The sequence below is a fragment of the Aquicella lusitana genome, assembly GCF_902459475.1.
Lineage (GTDB): Bacteria > Pseudomonadota > Gammaproteobacteria > DSM-16500 > DSM-16500 > Aquicella > Aquicella lusitana.
In genome coordinates this window covers 270,395-286,772 of record NZ_LR699114.1, presented here as the reverse complement: position 1 = coordinate 286,772, position 16,378 = coordinate 270,395, and the positions used below count along the sequence as shown (strand labels likewise).

Here is a 16,378-nt window from a genome sequence, read left to right as displayed (position 1 = left end):
TTTTGAACTCATAATCCCTTGGTCCTAGGTTCAAGTCCTAGTGGGCCCAGTGTTGAATCAAGAGGTTCGAGTGTTTCTCGCCGGTAAGTGGGTCTTTCCCAATAACGCCATTACATGGGTCTTTCCCGGGTCTTTCCCATTTCAGGGGGCACACCATTTACGAACACAGCACCCTAACACGTAACCGATAGTTTTCAAAGTTCCGAAACCCATATGCTCGTCGCTGTATTAATTTCATCTTCCGATGGAAGCCTTCCGTTATTCCATTGTTCTTTGTGAATCGCCACATACGTACCACCTCCTCACGCCATTGATAAAGTGTTTTGCCAAGCGTTACTAATCGTTTAAATGGACTCTGTTTCAATGCTGTAACCATTTTTAAAAATACTGGAATTAGCCGCTGGCAACGACTTTTGAACACTGTTTTTTTCATTAACAATCGATGCAAGCGCCGTTTAAAATGGTATATGGCAGCAGTTGCAGGATGCTCATTTAAATACTGATCACGCTTTTTCAATCTGTCTGAAGTGAGATTGTCTGGGTTAGTTCTGAGTGCTGCTAATAACCCTCGTTTATTTTTCATTTTGGGATCAATTTCCTGATAAGTCTGCATACACATATGGTGCATGAGTCGAATCACATGGAAGCGATCAGCAACGATTTTGGCATTAGGGAAATACTGATGCACGATACTTCGATATGTGCTACTTAAGTCAATACAGACGACTTTTACGCGATCTTTTCCGGGTAGTCGATCTAAATAGCTTGCCAAATCTTTTGCCGATCGACCTTTAACGATGTCGAATATTTTATGTTTTCTGAGATTACAAAACGTGGTGGCATAACCCTGTTTTTTACTAAAGAAATGCTCATCAATGCCAAGCACTGTTGGACAGTGTCGAACATCAATTTCTTTGTGAGCAAGCACATATTGCTGATGGTACCAGCGCTCAATGGTTGCTTTACCCATTTTAAAGTCACGAGCGAGAGACTGTTGCGAAACACCTTCCGTGTGTCGATGATAAAGGTGATTATGCAGGCGTTCTGTTGCTCGCTGATACTTATTGATACCAGGGAACTGCTGGTTAAAGTAACGCTGGCAGGTATGGCAATAGAGTTTATAAGCTTTAAAGCGCAACACTGTTTGTCTATGCCCTATCGGCTCATGACGAACACGCCGAATGAAGCTAGCCTTCTTGCGCACGTTCCTGCCATTACAAGCTGGGCATCGTGGTTTGTTTCGATAATGAACATCAATAATTATCGGGTTATGACCACTGACATTTTTGATGGTAAAGCCGGGTAAACTTAGGATAATATCCTTTTGGGGCATTTTTAATCTCCTTTTCCTTGTCCATTCAACAAGTAAGGTATGTTATTTACGATTAAAATGCCCCCTTATTTGGGGTAGAGCCCTATTTTCGAACACTAATTATTGCGATTTTCTCTCTATTGCTTTTACAAAGCAATTGCACAAAATAATGTTTAATGATACATCGGATAAATACTGAAGCGTAACCGATAGTTCCCTGGAGCTCTGAAATCACCAACCAAGCCGTTAAAGAGGAATATCTCAAATGATTACATTATATCAATTTCCCAGTGTTTGGGGATTGCCAAATGCAAGCCCTTTTTGCCTGAAAGTTGAAACATATTTGCGGATGTTTAAAATTCCCTATGAAGTTAAACTGGTTATGAATTCTTCAAAAGCTCCGAAGGCAAAGTTGCCATTTATTAAAATAAATGATGAACTTATTGCCGATAGCGAATTAATTATCGATTATCTGGTTAATAGATTTGGTGATCCCTCTAGTAACGATTTGAATAGCGAGCAAAAGGCTTTAGCAGTGTTACTTGATAACACTTTTTCAGAACGGCTACTATGGATAATGGTTTATTTACGCTGGCAAGATGAGAATGGATGGTCTCATTTGCGCCATTCTTTTTTTACTAAATTACCAAGCCTCGCAAAAATGATTGTTCCCAACATGGTGCGTAATAAGGTGAAAAAAGCACTCTATTTGCAGGGAATGGGGAGACATAGTTATGCGGAAATTCTGCATATGGGAAATAAGACATTGGATGCGATAGCTGCTACCCTGGCTGAAAAAAAATATTTTCTTGGAGATAAGATCACCCGTATTGACGCAACAGCATTTAGCTTTCTGGCAAATATTGCATGGTTACCATATGAAGATGCTTTAAAAAAACATCTGCACACTAATAAAAATTTACTTATCTATTGCGATAGAATCTGGGATACATTTTATTCAGAAATACCGAAACCATTTAATTTAGTGAGCACGATTTAGTTGTAAACCATAAGCAATATTTTATGCTTAAGCTTCAATAAGCTTAACCTGATGGCAAACCAGATTGAACGGCAGCCTTACATTCTATTTCTATCCGATTGCTCAAGCAGATCGACTGCGGATTTTGCTCATAATTATTATAAATATATTCTAAATTTTGCTAGACCAAGCTTAAGAAGGGCTTAAATTAGCAGTTTGCATCATTAAAAATAGCCCAAATCCAGCTAAATGAGGTCATCTTACGGCATTACTTTCCCTTGGAAAGCCTGTGTTAACCCTATTTTAATAATCAGTTCATACATTTTGGATAAAATATATGTTATTCAAATTATTATACTGCCTGCATCGCAGACACACAAAACGAGAAGCGTATGTTTTCAAATTCAGTAAGCGTTACCAAACGCGTGAAAAAATTTACTCAAGATGCCAAATTCAAGCAAAAGGATTTTATAAATGAATGCCAGGCAGAGCCTGATTACGTAATCGTTGATCAACCGATCGTCATTCAGGCACCCAGCACCTCTTCTCCGGTAATAAACCCTGATGAACTGATCGTTCCAGATCAATTCTCATTTGGTACCGTATCTGCTACAGAGATTGCAAATATTGTTAATCAAATATTTAAAATTGCATATGATCCATTAAAAGTTGCACAACACCTTAAAAGTCTGGACGATGCATTAGAAAAATTAATGCAAGAAAAAAACGTTTCTATTTTGGATAATGCTTCATCTCCTTCGTATTTATTAGCAGGAAGAGGCAACTTTATACCAGGCGCACCCTCATCTTCGCCAAAAAAGAAAAGAAAATTACTCGATGAGTTGTTGCTAAAAAGAGAACAAGAGCGTGGCATAAATACCAATGGTTATACCGTCAAATTCATGGAATTCATCAGCAGCACGATAGCCGACCAAATAATCGCTAATGGCTACCTTTTTTCAGAAAATAAACAAGTCAGCCGTGTCGTACTACACGGTTCTTATTCACATCGACTTATGGTGGAAGCATTAGCTGATGCCGCCAAACAAGGTGAGCTTGATTTAAAACTAGATTCACAAAAAGTACTTAGCTTTCCCCAGTTATTAGAGATATTAGTCTTAGTAAAAACAAAGCTGGGTTTCAGTCTTTGGGAAAAAGTACTTGATACAGTCGAAGATACACAATGCATGTCCGGCAATCCGCTCGATCCAGCAACATATAATTACAGTTGCCGTTCTCCTTTTGTTATGAATTCCATCTTATTATGTTTTGGTAAAACGCTAGGATTGCCTAATCTTCAATCGTACTTGCTTGACAGTCACTATAAGGCAATGTCACAAATGATTTTTCGCGCAAAAGAAAAGATTGGCCTGGCGAAAGGATTCCTGAGTTACGATGATCTTGATATCACTGACGAAAGAATTTATGACATTTGCATGGAATATTTCTCTACCATGGCTTCCCATTTTGGCGAAGTAGGCGGCAATACGCCTTTTACAGTCCCGGATAACTTGATACTTACGGATTCCCGCTATGAGGGAACAGTTTGGGGACCCTCTGTTGCAAGAAAAATAACCGAACCTAAACAACCTGGACAGTATGCAAATTGGTCAGCATACCTGAAAGAGAAAGGCAGCCTAGCAAAAGATGGATTTTTTGCAGGCGGTGAACTGCATAAAAAAAGGCTGCTTGTCAAATATAAAATAGATGGATTATCGGGAAGCAGTTCATTAGAAGAAGCATTTATTCGCGCAGCAACAGAAGGTAATGCTTCAGACTTAGAATGGCTACTGAACTGCGGTGTGAATCCCAATGCCAGAAGATTGAAAGACGGAAGCACAGCACTGCATCAAGCCATAAAAATGGCGAATAAAAATGAGAGTCAGCTGACAAAGTATCAGCGATGCGTTCAAGTTCTTTTGACAAGGGGAGCGGATATAACTATTACTGATCATACTGGGTACATACCTGAAAAATATGACACGAAAAAATTATTCGAAACGGAAATATCAAATCTAAGGCCGATCACCCCGTTTTAATAACATTTTTACAAACACGAAATTATGCCATGGGTTAACCAATTCTTGATTATAAAAATCTTAATACCATTATCTTTTAAGCATAAAGCGAGTTAATTTTAAAATATTTCTCTGTATACGACAAAATATTTATTAATCATAGCATTAACTATCCATTCCGCTAGATTGATTTAAAACAACTATAATCTTATTTATAAATAAAAACGAGGGTAACTTGTATGCATGACCGGCCGCAATCAGTTGTTGAAAATGAAGCCGCCATTGATTTAAGAAGCAAACTGGAGTCTGAGGCCCGGGCAGAATATAAAAACACAACGCCTCCGCTGTCAATTGAAGCGATGCGGCTTCTTGTCTATGATGAAAACAAACGACGCCTTGAGGCAGGCCAAGATGGTTTTAATTGCCTGGTCATCGAAGCTAATGATTTGATCAAAACGATCAAAAAAATACAGACAATACCTTTAACAGACAAACCCATCAGAATCCAGCTGCTTGTCAAACACGATCAACATTATTACGGTATAGACATCTTGCTTTCAAAAGCAAGCAAAGAATGCCTTGGATTTGATGCCGGCGGCGATATCCGAGGCTTGATGGGCATTAATAAACTAATTGATATTACTGATCCTGACGGAGATATTTTCTTCACTAAAATATATATGCCGAGCGAAGAAGACCCTCAACTTAATCCACAAAAAGATTATGAAAGCTGTCATATATTTGCTTTTGATCAACTCTGCCAAAGTTCACGCATTGATATTTTTAGCTATCTTCAAAACAGAATATCCAACTTCCAGCACGAAAATGACACAAATTTATATGCACTTCATTGGGACGAAATGCCTCCTCAGCTTGTCTGGAACACACAAAGCATTAGCTGGTTAGAATTCTATATGACAAAACATAAAAGCGAAATCATGAACGTTTTGCCGGGTTTAAATACTACTTTTGTGGGATATCTGGCAAAAGTAAAGGATCACGATTCTAGCCTGAATAAAGAGATTAATGTCTCTGTCAAGATATTGTTTTTAGATTACCAGAACAGAATGCGCGCCTTGTTAAAAAACATGCCCGACAATGAATTAATTGCTATCACATCAAACACAGATGTTCTTAACCTTCAGCTACAACCATCCGTGTCAGAACATAAGGATTCTACGGAGATATTGGATGACAATGCTGTTTTGGATAAATTAAAATACCTAGTGCAAAATAAACTATTCTGGCAAAAGCGTTTTAACACAACATCCGACACGCCTCCCAGCTTTATGAGAGAACTGCAAGCCTTGTTAGCCGATACCAAAAGCAAGGAAGCAATGCTCGGCGAAATAGTTAAATTGGCCAAAAGGAAAGTAAGATCATCTATGTTCACACCTGAAGTGATGACATTTTACAAAGAACTTGCTGCGTTGACTGATGAAAGCAATAATAGCATTGCGCGAAACCAAACGATACGCAGGATTAGCTTAGACTATGATGCACTCAGGCAGATTGAAATTGAATTGAAAAATCAGAATATTGTTAAGTAATGAATGGAGGACAGCATGTTTTCTCAACCAGCCAAGCCGCTTTATTCTAATATTTTATTTGCCGGCACGCTTGCGGATAAATCCTTATCTAGCATCGTCGAAACAAACCCTTACAGGCTTAATGCCATGGTAATGGAAATACTTCGATCAAAAGATCCTGAACATGCCTCTCTTTTAAAAGCCATGAAATTGGCTCAAAAAATAGCGATTTTTTATGGAACGCCTGGTTTAATCCAGTATGTTAACGTTGCTGAAAGGATGCTAAGCAAAATGGAAAATCAGCATGACGAAACCGGACAATTTGCTTTCAACACGCTGGTATATCTTAATTTGGCCATGAAATTACATCAATATGACAGTGAAACTGTTAAAAAGCTTACGGCCAGTCTTATCCCTGATCAATTAAACAATGATTATTGGAATGCAAAAAAACATGATTTAATCAAGTTAGGCAATTTGTATGGCCGCGAAACTGAAGCAGAAAAGGTATGCAATGAGTTATTTAACAGTATCTGCCCTCAAAACTCCATTCATGTGAAAAGCCACCCTCTGTAAAAATTTTGATTCTATTCAGCCTGAATAACCATTTGGGCAGATTATTTTTTATTGCAATTTTTTTCTTTTAGCAGCAAATCGATTTCCTTGCTTGCAATCTCAACAATGGTATCTTCTATGCTCGCACTATTGTTATTTGATCGTCGCGCTGATATTGGTGAGGACTGAACTGTGCCAGCCAGCGTAGGCATAATCAGACTATATATTTCCATTTTTTTATCTGATAGCCATAATTTTGCATCAGCTATTTTCATGCTTGGTGTAAATAGGACACCTAATTCTGATCCAAACTGCTTTAATTCATCTAAAGCCTCGGGGGTCAGGCAATCACTTAAAGTAAGTTCCTCTCTGTTTTGTAAACGATTAAACATTTTAAAAAGGATCGTTGCGAAAATAACAATACCTAAAGCTTGAGAGGCACTGCTAATTCCCCAGCTTTTTCTATTGGCTTCAATGGATTCACCTTTATAAGCACTCAGCACTTCGCAGAAATTATTGCGTATCGCCTGACATCGCGGATGTGTATAGTCATCAGAAGGCGTATTACAATCCAAAAAATAAGGCGGATAATCAGAACAAGCGGTATCGGTTTTATTGTCATGCACATAAAATGTTACAAAATAGAATGCGCAAATCTGGAAAAGATCTTCCATTATTTTTTCCTGCCCAGAAGAGCCATTAGTCATATACTTTTCAAAAATTTCCATGCCAAGCCACATAAAAGCGACTAGCGCAAAGCTCGTGATTTGCCCCGGCGTTAACCTGGCAGCTTTGGCCTGCAGCTCATTGAGTTTTACAATTTGATTATTAATATCTTTCAAAGTTTGTTGAAGCACAGATTGATCTATGCCGGATGAAGCGGATAATTGGGCAGAACGTGTATGCATCTTCCCTGCTCCTTGTAGCTAAAAGTAAAGCTCCTTATTCGGCCGTGAAGTATAATTTAATTTTCTTTCGGTTACAACTTGTATCCCCATGTTACAAAAAATGAATCCATAATTAGTCTATCGCCATCAGAATCAAGTTCTTTTAGCGCTTGCGCTTGCAGTGAAAGCTCTACCGTTCGCAGTGGATTAGCGGGCGAAAAACTGAAATAAAAATGCTTTAAATTATCGCTGATCGCACTGTATTTTTTCTTATCCAAGGATAACGCAAGAACAGGAAAAAATTTCGTTTGCACTTGCTTAAAACCCACCTTTAATGCTGCCAAGGGAATTTTGGGACCAATAAAAGGGTCTAGGCCTGCCAGTGTGGACGCCTTATCCCATTTATTTATCAACCACTCCAGTGTGGGACAGGGCGGCATAAAAACAACGCCTTTATCAAAAGGCTCGAAAGCATAAAAAATACCCCCTGGCTTCAAGACCCGCTACGATTCTTCTATTGCTTTTGGCCAGTCTCTGCCTATGGACCACAGAACAAGTTTAGAGACAACAAGATCAAATGAATGATCATTAAAACTGAGATGAGTCGCATCCATTATTTCAAAATTTACATTTGTATTAGCATGCAGTGACCGAGCTTTCATCACTGCCTCCGATGAGCAATCAATTCCGGTATAACACAGACCGGGATTGATTTTTTGCAACCTTCGCCAAGTAGAACCGACCCCCGCCCCTATCTCCAGACAATCTTTTGAAACTAACGCGAATTCAGCCAATAAGGGATCATCAAACAAGTCTGCCTGTGACTCCAGACGATTAATCTCATCAGCGAGGTGGCCTAAAGGATAATTTATTTTATTCATTACTGCATGCCCTACACTGATCGTGTCCCTTAAAATTTGCTTTAGCTTCATTTAGCTCGGACCATAAGGTATTAACAGCTGCTAAAAATTGCCGCATGGGTTTAAGCAGTGAAAACCGAATGTGTTGTAATGATGCCTTTTCGTGCCGCCCGCTCCAGTAAAAATTGCGGCCCGGCAAAAACGTCAGATTTTTTGTCATAAAGTAAGCCATGATTTCATGATCTGTTTTGAATATGCCTTCTAACCTCACCCACTCGACGCTTAACCTTGAATTCAGCGATAGTGGATCGACACTAAGACAGGTGCCCTCGATTGCATGCCTGAAAAGCATTCTCCTGCTTGCGACTTCTCTCCATATCGCATTATCCAAGCCTTGTTTTTTCGTATCGGCAATAAATTCGGTCAAAATTCCCAATGTAAAATTAGAAACGCAAAGATAAATTTCCTCATAGATAGCTTCAATTTCTCGCGCTATATCCGAAGAATAAATAAGAAGGCTGGCTTTCATATCCTGAGTTGGCCAAACCTTGCCTGTATCCTCAATAGCAATGAAAGTCACACCGGAATCAATAAGCAATTGATATTGATCATACTCGGTTGGCATAAAAAATCGGAATGTATTATCCAGTAATAAAATTTTTTGATGACTAACACAATAATCAACAATTGAAACAAATTGATCTTTAGACAGCGTCCGTCCTGTAGGATTATTCGGATTCACTAGAAAAACAGCATCAGCATGATGGGCTGCCATCGTCAGCCAAATTCCGTCTGCGTAAAGATCATTCTCATCCAAAGGAATCACAACCACGCCACGTCTTTTTAAAATCAAAAATAAATTATCAAAGGTTGGCTCAAGCAAACCGACACCCAGTGACTTTTCAGCAAGCCAGGCAGCGACCATATCTATGGAATTAGATGCAGTAGGACAGATACGAAAGTATGGATAATTCTTTAAAGAAGGTGACTCGGCCAATCGCCAAAAAGCCTCCTGGTACAACCACTCCGCTTCCTTCACCTTTCGCGCACTACTAGTGATCCAGATTTCATTAAGGCGACTCACAATTCCCCGCTGCGAAGGGCTTAAATCATGATAGGCATGTCCATCAGCAAAATTATACTGGCTTTCAAGACCCGCTATTTCAATTTCCGTCAGCGTTGAATAAATAACCATCGCTATCTCCTCTTTTTTTATAAAAATACAAAAAGATAGTTTTTAAATAAAATTAATTGATTTAATATTGCTATCGATTAAACTAATGACAAATGACAAGCCTCTCCTCTTTACAACTTGACGCTTTTATTGCCGTAGCAAGAGAAAATAGTTTTTCACGGGCGGCAAATAAACTTCATATCTCGCAATCCGCCTTGTCTCAACGCATTTTAAATCTAGAGCAGTTATTGGGTTCAACGCTGATTATTCGTGAATCAACAGGCATCCGACTCACCGAGTTAGGCTCAAGACTCCTCCGCTATTGTCAATTGAAAGAATCATTGGAAGCGGATTTTCTGGCAAACATCCAGACTCCTCGTACAGAAAAACTGTCCGGCATCATTCGCATCGCTGGATTTTCCACCATCACACAATCTGTCCTCGTGCCGGTTTTGGGCGAATTGATCCAGAAGCACCCTGCATTACAGATTGAGTTAATGTGCAAGGAATTACGTGAATTACCCAACCTCCTGGAATCCGGCCAGGCTGATTTTATTTTTATGACACGTCCCATTGATAAACAAGGCATCGAAAATATTTTACTGGGGCACGAAGAATACGTGCTTATTCAGCCACAGGGAAAAAAATTTCGCGAAGATGTTTATCTTGACCATGACGAGGAAGACACAACAACAACAGCATTTTTCAAAATCCAAAATAAACCACCCGAACGGTGGCAGAGAAGCTATCTGGATGACATTTACTTAATTATCACGGGCGTGCAAGAGGGTCTGGGACGGGCGGTTGTACCCTTTCATATTGCTGGCAAACTGAATGGAATTGAAATCGTTAGCGGCAAAAAACCATTGCCGCTGCCGGTTTATCTTCTACATTATAGCCAGAGTTTTTATACCCGGCTGCAGCAGTGTGTATTCCGACCTTATTAGACCACCTATTCCGGTAACATTGGGCCATCCATTCTGATTTTTCTGGGCCACTGGTTCTGGCCGTATTGGATCATCTGTTACGGGACATTGGGCCAGTGATTACGGCGTCATTGGGCTACTTACCAGCTCACGATAGTTTATTTTTTATACAATATCCTCTTGTTTTCAAAGCGAGGGGGTAGTAATCGTGAGATATATAAGTATGCGTAAAATCAGTGAAGTTTTAAGGCAATACCATGAGTTAAAATGCAGCCATCGAGTTATTGCAAGAAGTTTAAATATTGGAAAGACAACCGTTACAAGATACTTAGAACGGGCGAAAGCAGCAGGAATTAATTGGCCTTTGCCGCAATCGATGACAGAAGAAGATTTATACAATCGTCTTTTTCCATCTGCTGTAAAGGTCTCAAGACAGAAGGCATTTCCTGATTGGGAACGGGTCTATAAAGAGCTACGCAAAAAGGGCGTGACCTTACAACTACTCTGGCGAGAATATCGCGATGTTCAGCCGGAGGGCCTGGGTTATTCCCAATTTTGTACCCACTATCGAGCTTATCTCAAGGCGACATCACCCATCATGCGGCAAGTACACAAAGGTGGTGAAAAAACATTTGTAGACTATGCGGGCATGACAGTACCTTGGATTGATCCAGGGACAGGCGAAATTCATGAAGCACAAATTTTTGTAGGCTGTTTAGGCGCATCACAATTTACTTTTGCTGAAGCAACTGCCACGCAGCAAATACCTGATTGGATTCAATCACACGTCAGAATGTGGGAATATTTTGGCGGGGTCAGTGAAATCGTTGTACCAGACAATTTAAAAGCGGGTGTAAAAAAATCTCACCGCTATGATCCCGACATCAATGCAAACTATCAGCATGTGGGCGAGCATTATGGTTTTGCCATTGTTCCTGCGCGTGTTTATGAAGCAAAAGACAAAGCAAAAGTTGAAAATGCGGTTGGTATAGTTGAAAGACAAATTCTTGCGCCAATGCGGCATATCACTTTTACGAGTATTGCTGAAATTAACGCAGCCATCAAACCTCGTCTTGCTGTCCTTAACAATCAATCCTTTCAAAAAATGAAAACATCAAGACGGGCATTATTTGAAGAAATAGATAAATCAGCGCTAAAGCCACTGCCACCCGAAAAATACCAATACGCCGAATGGCAACACGCAAAAGTTCATATCGATTATCATTTTGTATTTGACGATCATTATTACAGCGTGCCGTATAAATATATTCATCATGAAGTTGAGATCCGTGCTACAGCTAACACGGTGGAGTGTTTTTATGAGAGAAAACGTATTGCTTCACATCCACGCAGTTATCATCGGTATAAACACAGCACCATCAAGGAACACATGCCGCCTGCACATCGTGCACATGCGGAATGGTCGCCAGACCGCATGAAGCGATGGGCAAATAAAATTGGCCCGCATACGATGAAGTTTATTGATCGCTTAATCGCCTCGCGCGCGTTTCCAGAACAAGCTTATCGCGCTTGCCTTGGTGTGCTTCGCCTAGGCTCAAGATATGGCGAAAACCGTCTTGAAAAAGCCTGCGCTATCGCCAATGAATCTGGTGCAACACGTTACAGCCAAGTCGAAGCAATATTAAAAAACAAACTTGATACTGTTCCCAATTCTCATTCGACGAATACGCCTGTTATTTCGTCGCATGGAAATATCCGTGGTTCTGACTATTACAAATAAAACTGGAGATAAAAAGATGTTAACTCAACCAACGTTAGAAAAACTAAGAGCGCTAAAATTATCTGGAATGGCAGAAGCTTTTTGTGAACAATTACAAAAACCCATGCCTGATCTGGATTTTGAAGCTCGCTTAGGGTTGTTGATCGATCGTGAATGGTATTTGAGAGAAAACCGCCGCTTAAACAGACGGCTTGCACAAGCAAAACTTAAAGCTCAGGCTTGCATCGAGGACATTGATTTTAAACATACCCGCAATTTAAACAAAACTGTCGTACAAGAACTTGCCCGAGGGCAATGGATTCAACAACACTTGAACTTACTGATTACTGGGCCAACGGGTTGCGGCAAAACTTATATTGCCTGCGCGCTTGCACATAAGACTTGCTTGATTGGCATGTCTGCGCGTTATTATCGACTCCCACGTCTTTGGCATGAATTAAAAATCGCAAAAGCAAATGGTAGCTATGCTAATTGGCTCGCACAACTAGCAAAAATTGATGTTCTTATCTTAGATGATTGGGGATTAGCAACTCCTGACGATGACCAACGCCGCGATCTGTTAGAAATACTTGATGATCGCTACCAACGAAAATCAACTATCATCACCAGTCAGTTACCAATCACACATTGGCATGAACATTTGAATGATGCCACTCTTGCAGACGCTATCCTTGATAGATTAATTCACAACTCAATCAGATTGGAATTAGATGGCGATTCACTTAGAAAAAAACAAAAATCTTTACAGACCGATGAAGTTTAACAGATAATGCCGTCGTGACTGGTAAAGTTGTCCCAATAAACCGGAATCATTGTCCCCTTACGGACTGGAATTAATGGTCCTTTCGATCGGAATACACACAGCAGACCGTCCTTGATCATTTATGTAAAAATGTCCCTCTGTTCTTCAAATGAAATTAAAATTTATCTTGCAGAAAATCCTTAAATATCATGATGATATTAATCATTTCCACCTGTCATTGAGCATTTGTTAAATATCTGATCCTGCGCCTCTTCTGGCGGCGCATATTTTCCGAGATGTGCAAATCTAAAAAATTTTAATTTGTTTTGCGCTCTTAATTTCACCTGGGCTTCATATTGTTCATGAGTCAGGATAGCTGACACAGGAAGGAACAAGTCTACAGTGGCACCACATTTCTGATTACCCGTTTTGCTATTGTTATTTGCAATATGAAGCGCACCTGACTGGGTGGCTAATGAACTGATTACTTGTTTTAATCCCGCACCGGCACCACCTAAAAAAACGTCTCCTTTTTTGGATGATTCAAGCTGACCATCTTCAGCCTGCTTCAAAAGGCTTTCATCAATGCCTTTGCCGTTATCTGTAATAGAAATTTTTAAAATATCATTATCAACTCTTGCGAGAATGTTCACACTGGGATTGTCAACGAATAAGACTGCATCAACTGCGTTATCAACCAGTTCCTTGAGAAGATGGCTTAATAAAAAATTATTAAGATGCACAGCTGTGCTCAAACCATTCAGGGGTAATTTTTTATTTGTATTAAAATAAGCCCCTAATTCTGCGAAAAATAAATCCAAGCGATTGTCTACAAATTCTCTTAAATTAACTTCTCGCTCTTTCTCGATAAACTTTTTTTCTATGAACAAAGAAATCCCGATAGACATATCTAAGCGGACATCGTTGTTGTTTTTTGGAGCGTCGCCTACCGAGTTTTCCGAGACAAGCCTATCCAGGGAATTGTTGTTATTTCGTCCGATACTCATACCACTCTCTCGCCGTTATTGAAATAGTTATAAGCCAGCAATTTTACCTTATTTCCCTTTGAAAATATTAAATTTATATTAAGCCAAGTCTTTGGCAGAAGAACACTTTCAGGGGCAGCTCCTTTCTCCCGTTTTCATAGTTGATTCTCCTCTGTATATTTGGCTAAACTGCGAATCTGATTATTTACAGCAATAACCCTACTTGGGCGCATATTGATAAAAAAGAGAAATCACAATGGCCAAACCGCCTTTAATCAATTGGTTAGACTTGCTTCCTCCTAGTGTATTTCGTATCGGGATGAATCTGTGGCCGCCTTTTTTAGGAAGCGGCATCAAAGTCGCCTCCATTTCGCCGGATTTTCGGGAAGTAAAAGTCGTTTTAAAATTGCGCCGTTATAACAAAAATAATGTAGGCGTACATTTTGGTGGCTCCATGTTTGCGATGACTGATCCTTTTTTTATGATCATGCTGATGAAAAACCTGGGTGGCAAATATATCGTTTGGGACAAAGCTGCGGCGATTGAATTTAAAAAACCAGGCAGAGGAACATTATATGCGTCCTTTACCTTTACTGAAGACGAGATTCAGCACATTCGCAGCAAAGCCGACCAGCATAGTCGGTATATTTTCGATAAAGCCGTCGATATCCTTAATGACCAGGGTGAAAATGTGGCGACGGTATTAAAAACGCTTTATGTAAAAAACAAGGAGACCACCAGCCCCTGATCCTTCATATCCCATCGCGCTTATCTTTTTTTCTTGCCGGCACGTCCATTATATTTTAGATTGTTACTTTCTATCATGGACTGAAATATTAAACCGGAGAAGGGATCTCATGAAACGTCATTCTGCGAAATTAACCCTCGTACTCGCTACACTTGGGTTCATATCAGTTTCACACGCCGATAACGGCTTGAGCGGGTGGAGTGTCGATGTCAGAGGTGAATATCAGCAATTTTCCAACAATGGCACAACCTATGCCGAAACTGGCTCCAATAAACAATTCAATGTCAGCCCTGATTTTACGACAGGCTATAAGGTAGGCCTGGGTTATCACGTACCTGATAAGGACAGTGACGTAGAAATTGGCTACAGGCATCTTAATACTTCCGATACGAGCAGCGTCATGGGAAGCGACTTGTGGGTCATCGGTGGCTCTACATTAGGGCCTGCGACATGGGCGCAAGGTAAAAGTACATTTGATTATGATTCATTTGACCTCACCGCTGGTCACAAAGTAAAACTTTCCCCCAGCTTTGATATTAACTATTACGGCGGCCTCAACTATTCGCACTTGAAACAAGAATTAACCAGTCAAGGTACCGGCGCCGGAGGTGCCCATTTCACGAATGAAACAGGAACAACTTATGACGGATTTGGTCCTCAATTTGGCATAGATGGAGAATGTCATCCTTTTGATTCACAACCTGGCTTCGGCGTTTTTGGCGGCTTGAACACCGATCTGCTATATGGAAAAACGTCAAGTTATTCACGCAGTGATAATAATGGCACACGCTCTTCCATCGGCATACCAGACGAAAATGTGGTTGTGCCTGCGGTGGGTGCAGAGATAGGACTGCGTTATAATTTTAATTACAATACCATGAAACTGGGTGGTGAAATTGGCTATAGCGCCACAGAATATTTTAATGTGATTCGCGATAACAATAACACCAACAGCCGGAACAACGCCAGTTTCCAGGGTGGATTTGCCGGCGTCCGCGTAACATTCTAAGCAAGCCATGACCATGTCAAAAGCTCACCTCATGCAGATGAGGTGAGCCAAAAATCGATCTCGAGAAACCATTAATGGGGGTATAATAAAAATAATAGAGTTGAAAAATCAGGAGAAAACAATGCTAACCGGCATGCTGATTCTTTGGTTTATTCTCACTCTCGCCTCACTTATCTTTATTATTTATGATCTTATCATCGTAACCCCTGCACCTTGGGTGATGAAAATCGCCTGGATTCTGGTTGTGCTTTATACAGGCCCGGTTGGGTTATTCGTTTATTTACTTTCCTGTCGTGAATATCTTTTTGGCACACATGACAAAATGGTTTCCGCACAATGGAAACAAGCCATTGGATCAGAAGTGCATTGTCTGGCCGGTGATGCAACTGGTATTATCCTTGCTGCCCTCATCATCTCTTTCTTTACCATTTCAGCCGGGTGGGAAATGGTCTTAGAATACATAGCGGGTTTTTTAGTGGGATTATTTATTTTTCAAGCTTTGTTCATGAAAGACATGATGGGTGGCGATTATATAAAAGCGCTAAAAAAGAGTTTTCTTCCTGAATGGTTATCCATGAATATGATCATGACGGGCATGATCCCCGCCATGATGATCTGGCGTTATCTTGATATCAATGCAGCGGATCCTTCTACGCTTTCATTTTGGGGATCCATGTCGCTTGCAAGTATTATTGGTGGTGTTTTGGCTTATCCTGTTAATCATTGGCTGGTTTCTCACGGCTTGAAGCACGGCATGGTCACTGGCAAGCATCACATGCAACATGAATTGCCTCCTATCCACAAAGCGGGACGCACACAGCTTGGTTTCATTACATTACTCACACTGATCGCCCTGTTAATGGCTGTTATTATTGGTCTCGCTTATACCTGATGATTACTAAAGCATTCACA

The 16,378-nt window shown here is 40.2% G+C and carries 16 protein-coding genes; 10 read left to right on the top strand and 6 right to left on the bottom strand.

Annotation, left to right across the window (positions count from 1 at the left end; genetic code table 11):
- Positions 1-157: 157 nt before the first annotated feature.
- On the bottom strand, positions 158-1,333 hold the full coding sequence (locus tag AQUSIP_RS01320) for an ISL3 family transposase (RefSeq protein WP_148326074.1): 1,176 nt from the start codon (positions 1,331-1,333) through the stop codon (positions 158-160).
- Positions 1,334-1,577: 244 nt separating this feature from the next.
- Between AQUSIP_RS01320 and AQUSIP_RS01315 the strand changes: the two genes are divergently transcribed.
- The 4 genes from AQUSIP_RS01315 (at position 1,578) to AQUSIP_RS01300 (ending at position 6,414) form a co-directional block, all read left to right on the top strand.
- Entirely contained in the window at positions 1,578-2,312 is a 735-nt protein-coding gene (locus AQUSIP_RS01315) for a glutathione S-transferase family protein (RefSeq protein ID WP_114835487.1), read from the top strand.
- 371 nt (positions 2,313-2,683) lie between these two features.
- Entirely contained in the window at positions 2,684-4,330 is a 1,647-nt protein-coding gene (locus tag AQUSIP_RS01310; protein WP_114835486.1) for an ankyrin repeat domain-containing protein, read from the top strand.
- Positions 4,331-4,548: 218 nt separating this feature from the next.
- Positions 4,549-5,859, top strand: coding sequence for a hypothetical protein (locus AQUSIP_RS01305; RefSeq protein ID WP_114835485.1), 1,311 nt, complete (start codon positions 4,549-4,551; stop codon positions 5,857-5,859).
- A 15-nt stretch (positions 5,860-5,874) separates the two neighbouring features.
- On the top strand, positions 5,875-6,414 hold the full coding sequence (locus AQUSIP_RS01300) for a hypothetical protein (protein ID WP_114835484.1): 540 nt from the start codon (positions 5,875-5,877) through the stop codon (positions 6,412-6,414).
- Positions 6,415-6,455: 41 nt separating this feature from the next.
- Here the strand turns inward: AQUSIP_RS01300 and AQUSIP_RS01295 are convergent, their stop codons facing one another.
- The 4 genes from AQUSIP_RS01295 to AQUSIP_RS01280 all read right to left on the bottom strand — a co-directional run bounded on the left by AQUSIP_RS01295 (position 6,456) and on the right by AQUSIP_RS01280 (position 9,335).
- Positions 6,456-7,301, bottom strand: coding sequence for a hypothetical protein (locus AQUSIP_RS01295; protein WP_114835483.1), 846 nt, complete (start codon positions 7,299-7,301; stop codon positions 6,456-6,458).
- A gap of 71 nt (positions 7,302-7,372) precedes the next feature.
- A complete protein-coding gene (locus AQUSIP_RS01290; RefSeq protein ID WP_114835482.1) occupies positions 7,373-7,720 on the bottom strand; it encodes a hypothetical protein in 348 nt (115 codons plus the stop codon).
- A 63-nt stretch (positions 7,721-7,783) separates the two neighbouring features.
- Positions 7,784-8,161, bottom strand: coding sequence for a class I SAM-dependent methyltransferase (locus AQUSIP_RS01285; RefSeq protein ID WP_170131895.1), 378 nt, complete (start codon positions 8,159-8,161; stop codon positions 7,784-7,786).
- Positions 8,154-9,335 carry an aminotransferase class I/II-fold pyridoxal phosphate-dependent enzyme gene (locus tag AQUSIP_RS01280; RefSeq protein ID WP_114835480.1) on the bottom strand — a complete coding sequence of 394 codons (1,182 nt, stop codon included), beginning with the start codon at positions 9,333-9,335 and terminating at the stop codon, positions 8,154-8,156. The genes AQUSIP_RS01285 and AQUSIP_RS01280 overlap by 8 nt, the downstream gene beginning before the upstream one ends.
- A 92-nt stretch (positions 9,336-9,427) precedes the next feature.
- Here AQUSIP_RS01280 and AQUSIP_RS01275 point away from each other — a divergent pair, with 92 nt between their 5' ends.
- The 3 genes from AQUSIP_RS01275 to istB all read left to right on the top strand — a co-directional run bounded on the left by AQUSIP_RS01275 (position 9,428) and on the right by istB (position 12,744).
- Positions 9,428-10,261 (top strand): LysR family transcriptional regulator, encoded by an 834-nt coding sequence (locus AQUSIP_RS01275; protein WP_114835479.1) that lies wholly within the window; start codon positions 9,428-9,430, stop codon positions 10,259-10,261.
- 202 nt (positions 10,262-10,463) lie between these two features.
- Complete coding sequence (istA, locus tag AQUSIP_RS01270; protein ID WP_170131899.1) at positions 10,464-11,981, top strand: IS21 family transposase; 1,518 nt, start codon at positions 10,464-10,466, stop codon at positions 11,979-11,981.
- A 16-nt stretch (positions 11,982-11,997) separates the two neighbouring features.
- Positions 11,998-12,744 carry an IS21-like element helper ATPase IstB gene (gene istB / locus AQUSIP_RS01265; RefSeq protein ID WP_114835531.1) on the top strand — a complete coding sequence of 249 codons (747 nt, stop codon included), beginning with the start codon at positions 11,998-12,000 and terminating at the stop codon, positions 12,742-12,744.
- A gap of 197 nt (positions 12,745-12,941) precedes the next feature.
- Here the strand turns inward: istB and AQUSIP_RS01260 are convergent, their stop codons facing one another.
- Positions 12,942-13,730, bottom strand: coding sequence for an ATP-binding protein (locus AQUSIP_RS01260; RefSeq protein WP_114835507.1), 789 nt, complete (start codon positions 13,728-13,730; stop codon positions 12,942-12,944).
- Positions 13,731-13,965: 235 nt separating this feature from the next.
- Here AQUSIP_RS01260 and AQUSIP_RS01255 point away from each other — a divergent pair, with 235 nt between their 5' ends.
- The 3 genes from AQUSIP_RS01255 (at position 13,966) to AQUSIP_RS01245 (ending at position 16,358) form a co-directional block, all read left to right on the top strand.
- On the top strand, positions 13,966-14,457 hold the full coding sequence (locus tag AQUSIP_RS01255; RefSeq protein ID WP_232058611.1) for a DUF4442 domain-containing protein: 492 nt from the start codon (positions 13,966-13,968) through the stop codon (positions 14,455-14,457).
- A gap of 109 nt (positions 14,458-14,566) precedes the next feature.
- A complete protein-coding gene (locus AQUSIP_RS01250; RefSeq protein ID WP_114835506.1) occupies positions 14,567-15,466 on the top strand; it encodes an Lpg1974 family pore-forming outer membrane protein in 900 nt (299 codons plus the stop codon).
- A 121-nt stretch (positions 15,467-15,587) separates the two neighbouring features.
- On the top strand, positions 15,588-16,358 hold the full coding sequence (locus tag AQUSIP_RS01245) for a DUF4396 domain-containing protein (RefSeq protein ID WP_197737804.1): 771 nt from the start codon (positions 15,588-15,590) through the stop codon (positions 16,356-16,358).
- The last annotated feature ends 20 nt before the right edge of the window (positions 16,359-16,378 follow it).

Coding starts and splice junctions, on each gene's coding strand:
- AQUSIP_RS01300 (WP_114835484.1), top strand. CDS start 5,875: ATGTTTTCTCAACCAGCCAAGCCGCTTTATTCTAATATTTTATTTGCC.
- AQUSIP_RS01255 (WP_232058611.1), top strand. CDS start 13,966: ATGGCCAAACCGCCTTTAATCAATTGGTTAGACTTGCTTCCTCCTAGT.
- istA (WP_170131899.1), top strand. CDS start 10,464: ATGCGTAAAATCAGTGAAGTTTTAAGGCAATACCATGAGTTAAAATGC.
- AQUSIP_RS01250 (WP_114835506.1), top strand. CDS start 14,567: ATGAAACGTCATTCTGCGAAATTAACCCTCGTACTCGCTACACTTGGG.
- istB (WP_114835531.1), top strand. CDS start 11,998: ATGTTAACTCAACCAACGTTAGAAAAACTAAGAGCGCTAAAATTATCT.
- AQUSIP_RS01320 (WP_148326074.1), bottom strand. CDS start 1,333: ATGCCCCAAAAGGATATTATCCTAAGTTTACCCGGCTTTACCATCAAA.
- AQUSIP_RS01245 (WP_197737804.1), top strand. CDS start 15,588: ATGCTAACCGGCATGCTGATTCTTTGGTTTATTCTCACTCTCGCCTCA.
- AQUSIP_RS01285 (WP_170131895.1), bottom strand. CDS start 8,161: ATGAATAAAATAAATTATCCTTTAGGCCACCTCGCTGATGAGATTAAT.
- AQUSIP_RS01295 (WP_114835483.1), bottom strand. CDS start 7,301: ATGCATACACGTTCTGCCCAATTATCCGCTTCATCCGGCATAGATCAA.
- AQUSIP_RS01310 (WP_114835486.1), top strand. CDS start 2,684: ATGTTTTCAAATTCAGTAAGCGTTACCAAACGCGTGAAAAAATTTACT.
- AQUSIP_RS01260 (WP_114835507.1), bottom strand. CDS start 13,730: ATGAGTATCGGACGAAATAACAACAATTCCCTGGATAGGCTTGTCTCG.
- AQUSIP_RS01280 (WP_114835480.1), bottom strand. CDS start 9,335: ATGGTTATTTATTCAACGCTGACGGAAATTGAAATAGCGGGTCTTGAA.
- AQUSIP_RS01290 (WP_114835482.1), bottom strand. CDS start 7,720: ATGCCGCCCTGTCCCACACTGGAGTGGTTGATAAATAAATGGGATAAG.
- AQUSIP_RS01275 (WP_114835479.1), top strand. CDS start 9,428: ATGACAAGCCTCTCCTCTTTACAACTTGACGCTTTTATTGCCGTAGCA.
- AQUSIP_RS01305 (WP_114835485.1), top strand. CDS start 4,549: ATGCATGACCGGCCGCAATCAGTTGTTGAAAATGAAGCCGCCATTGAT.
- AQUSIP_RS01315 (WP_114835487.1), top strand. CDS start 1,578: ATGATTACATTATATCAATTTCCCAGTGTTTGGGGATTGCCAAATGCA.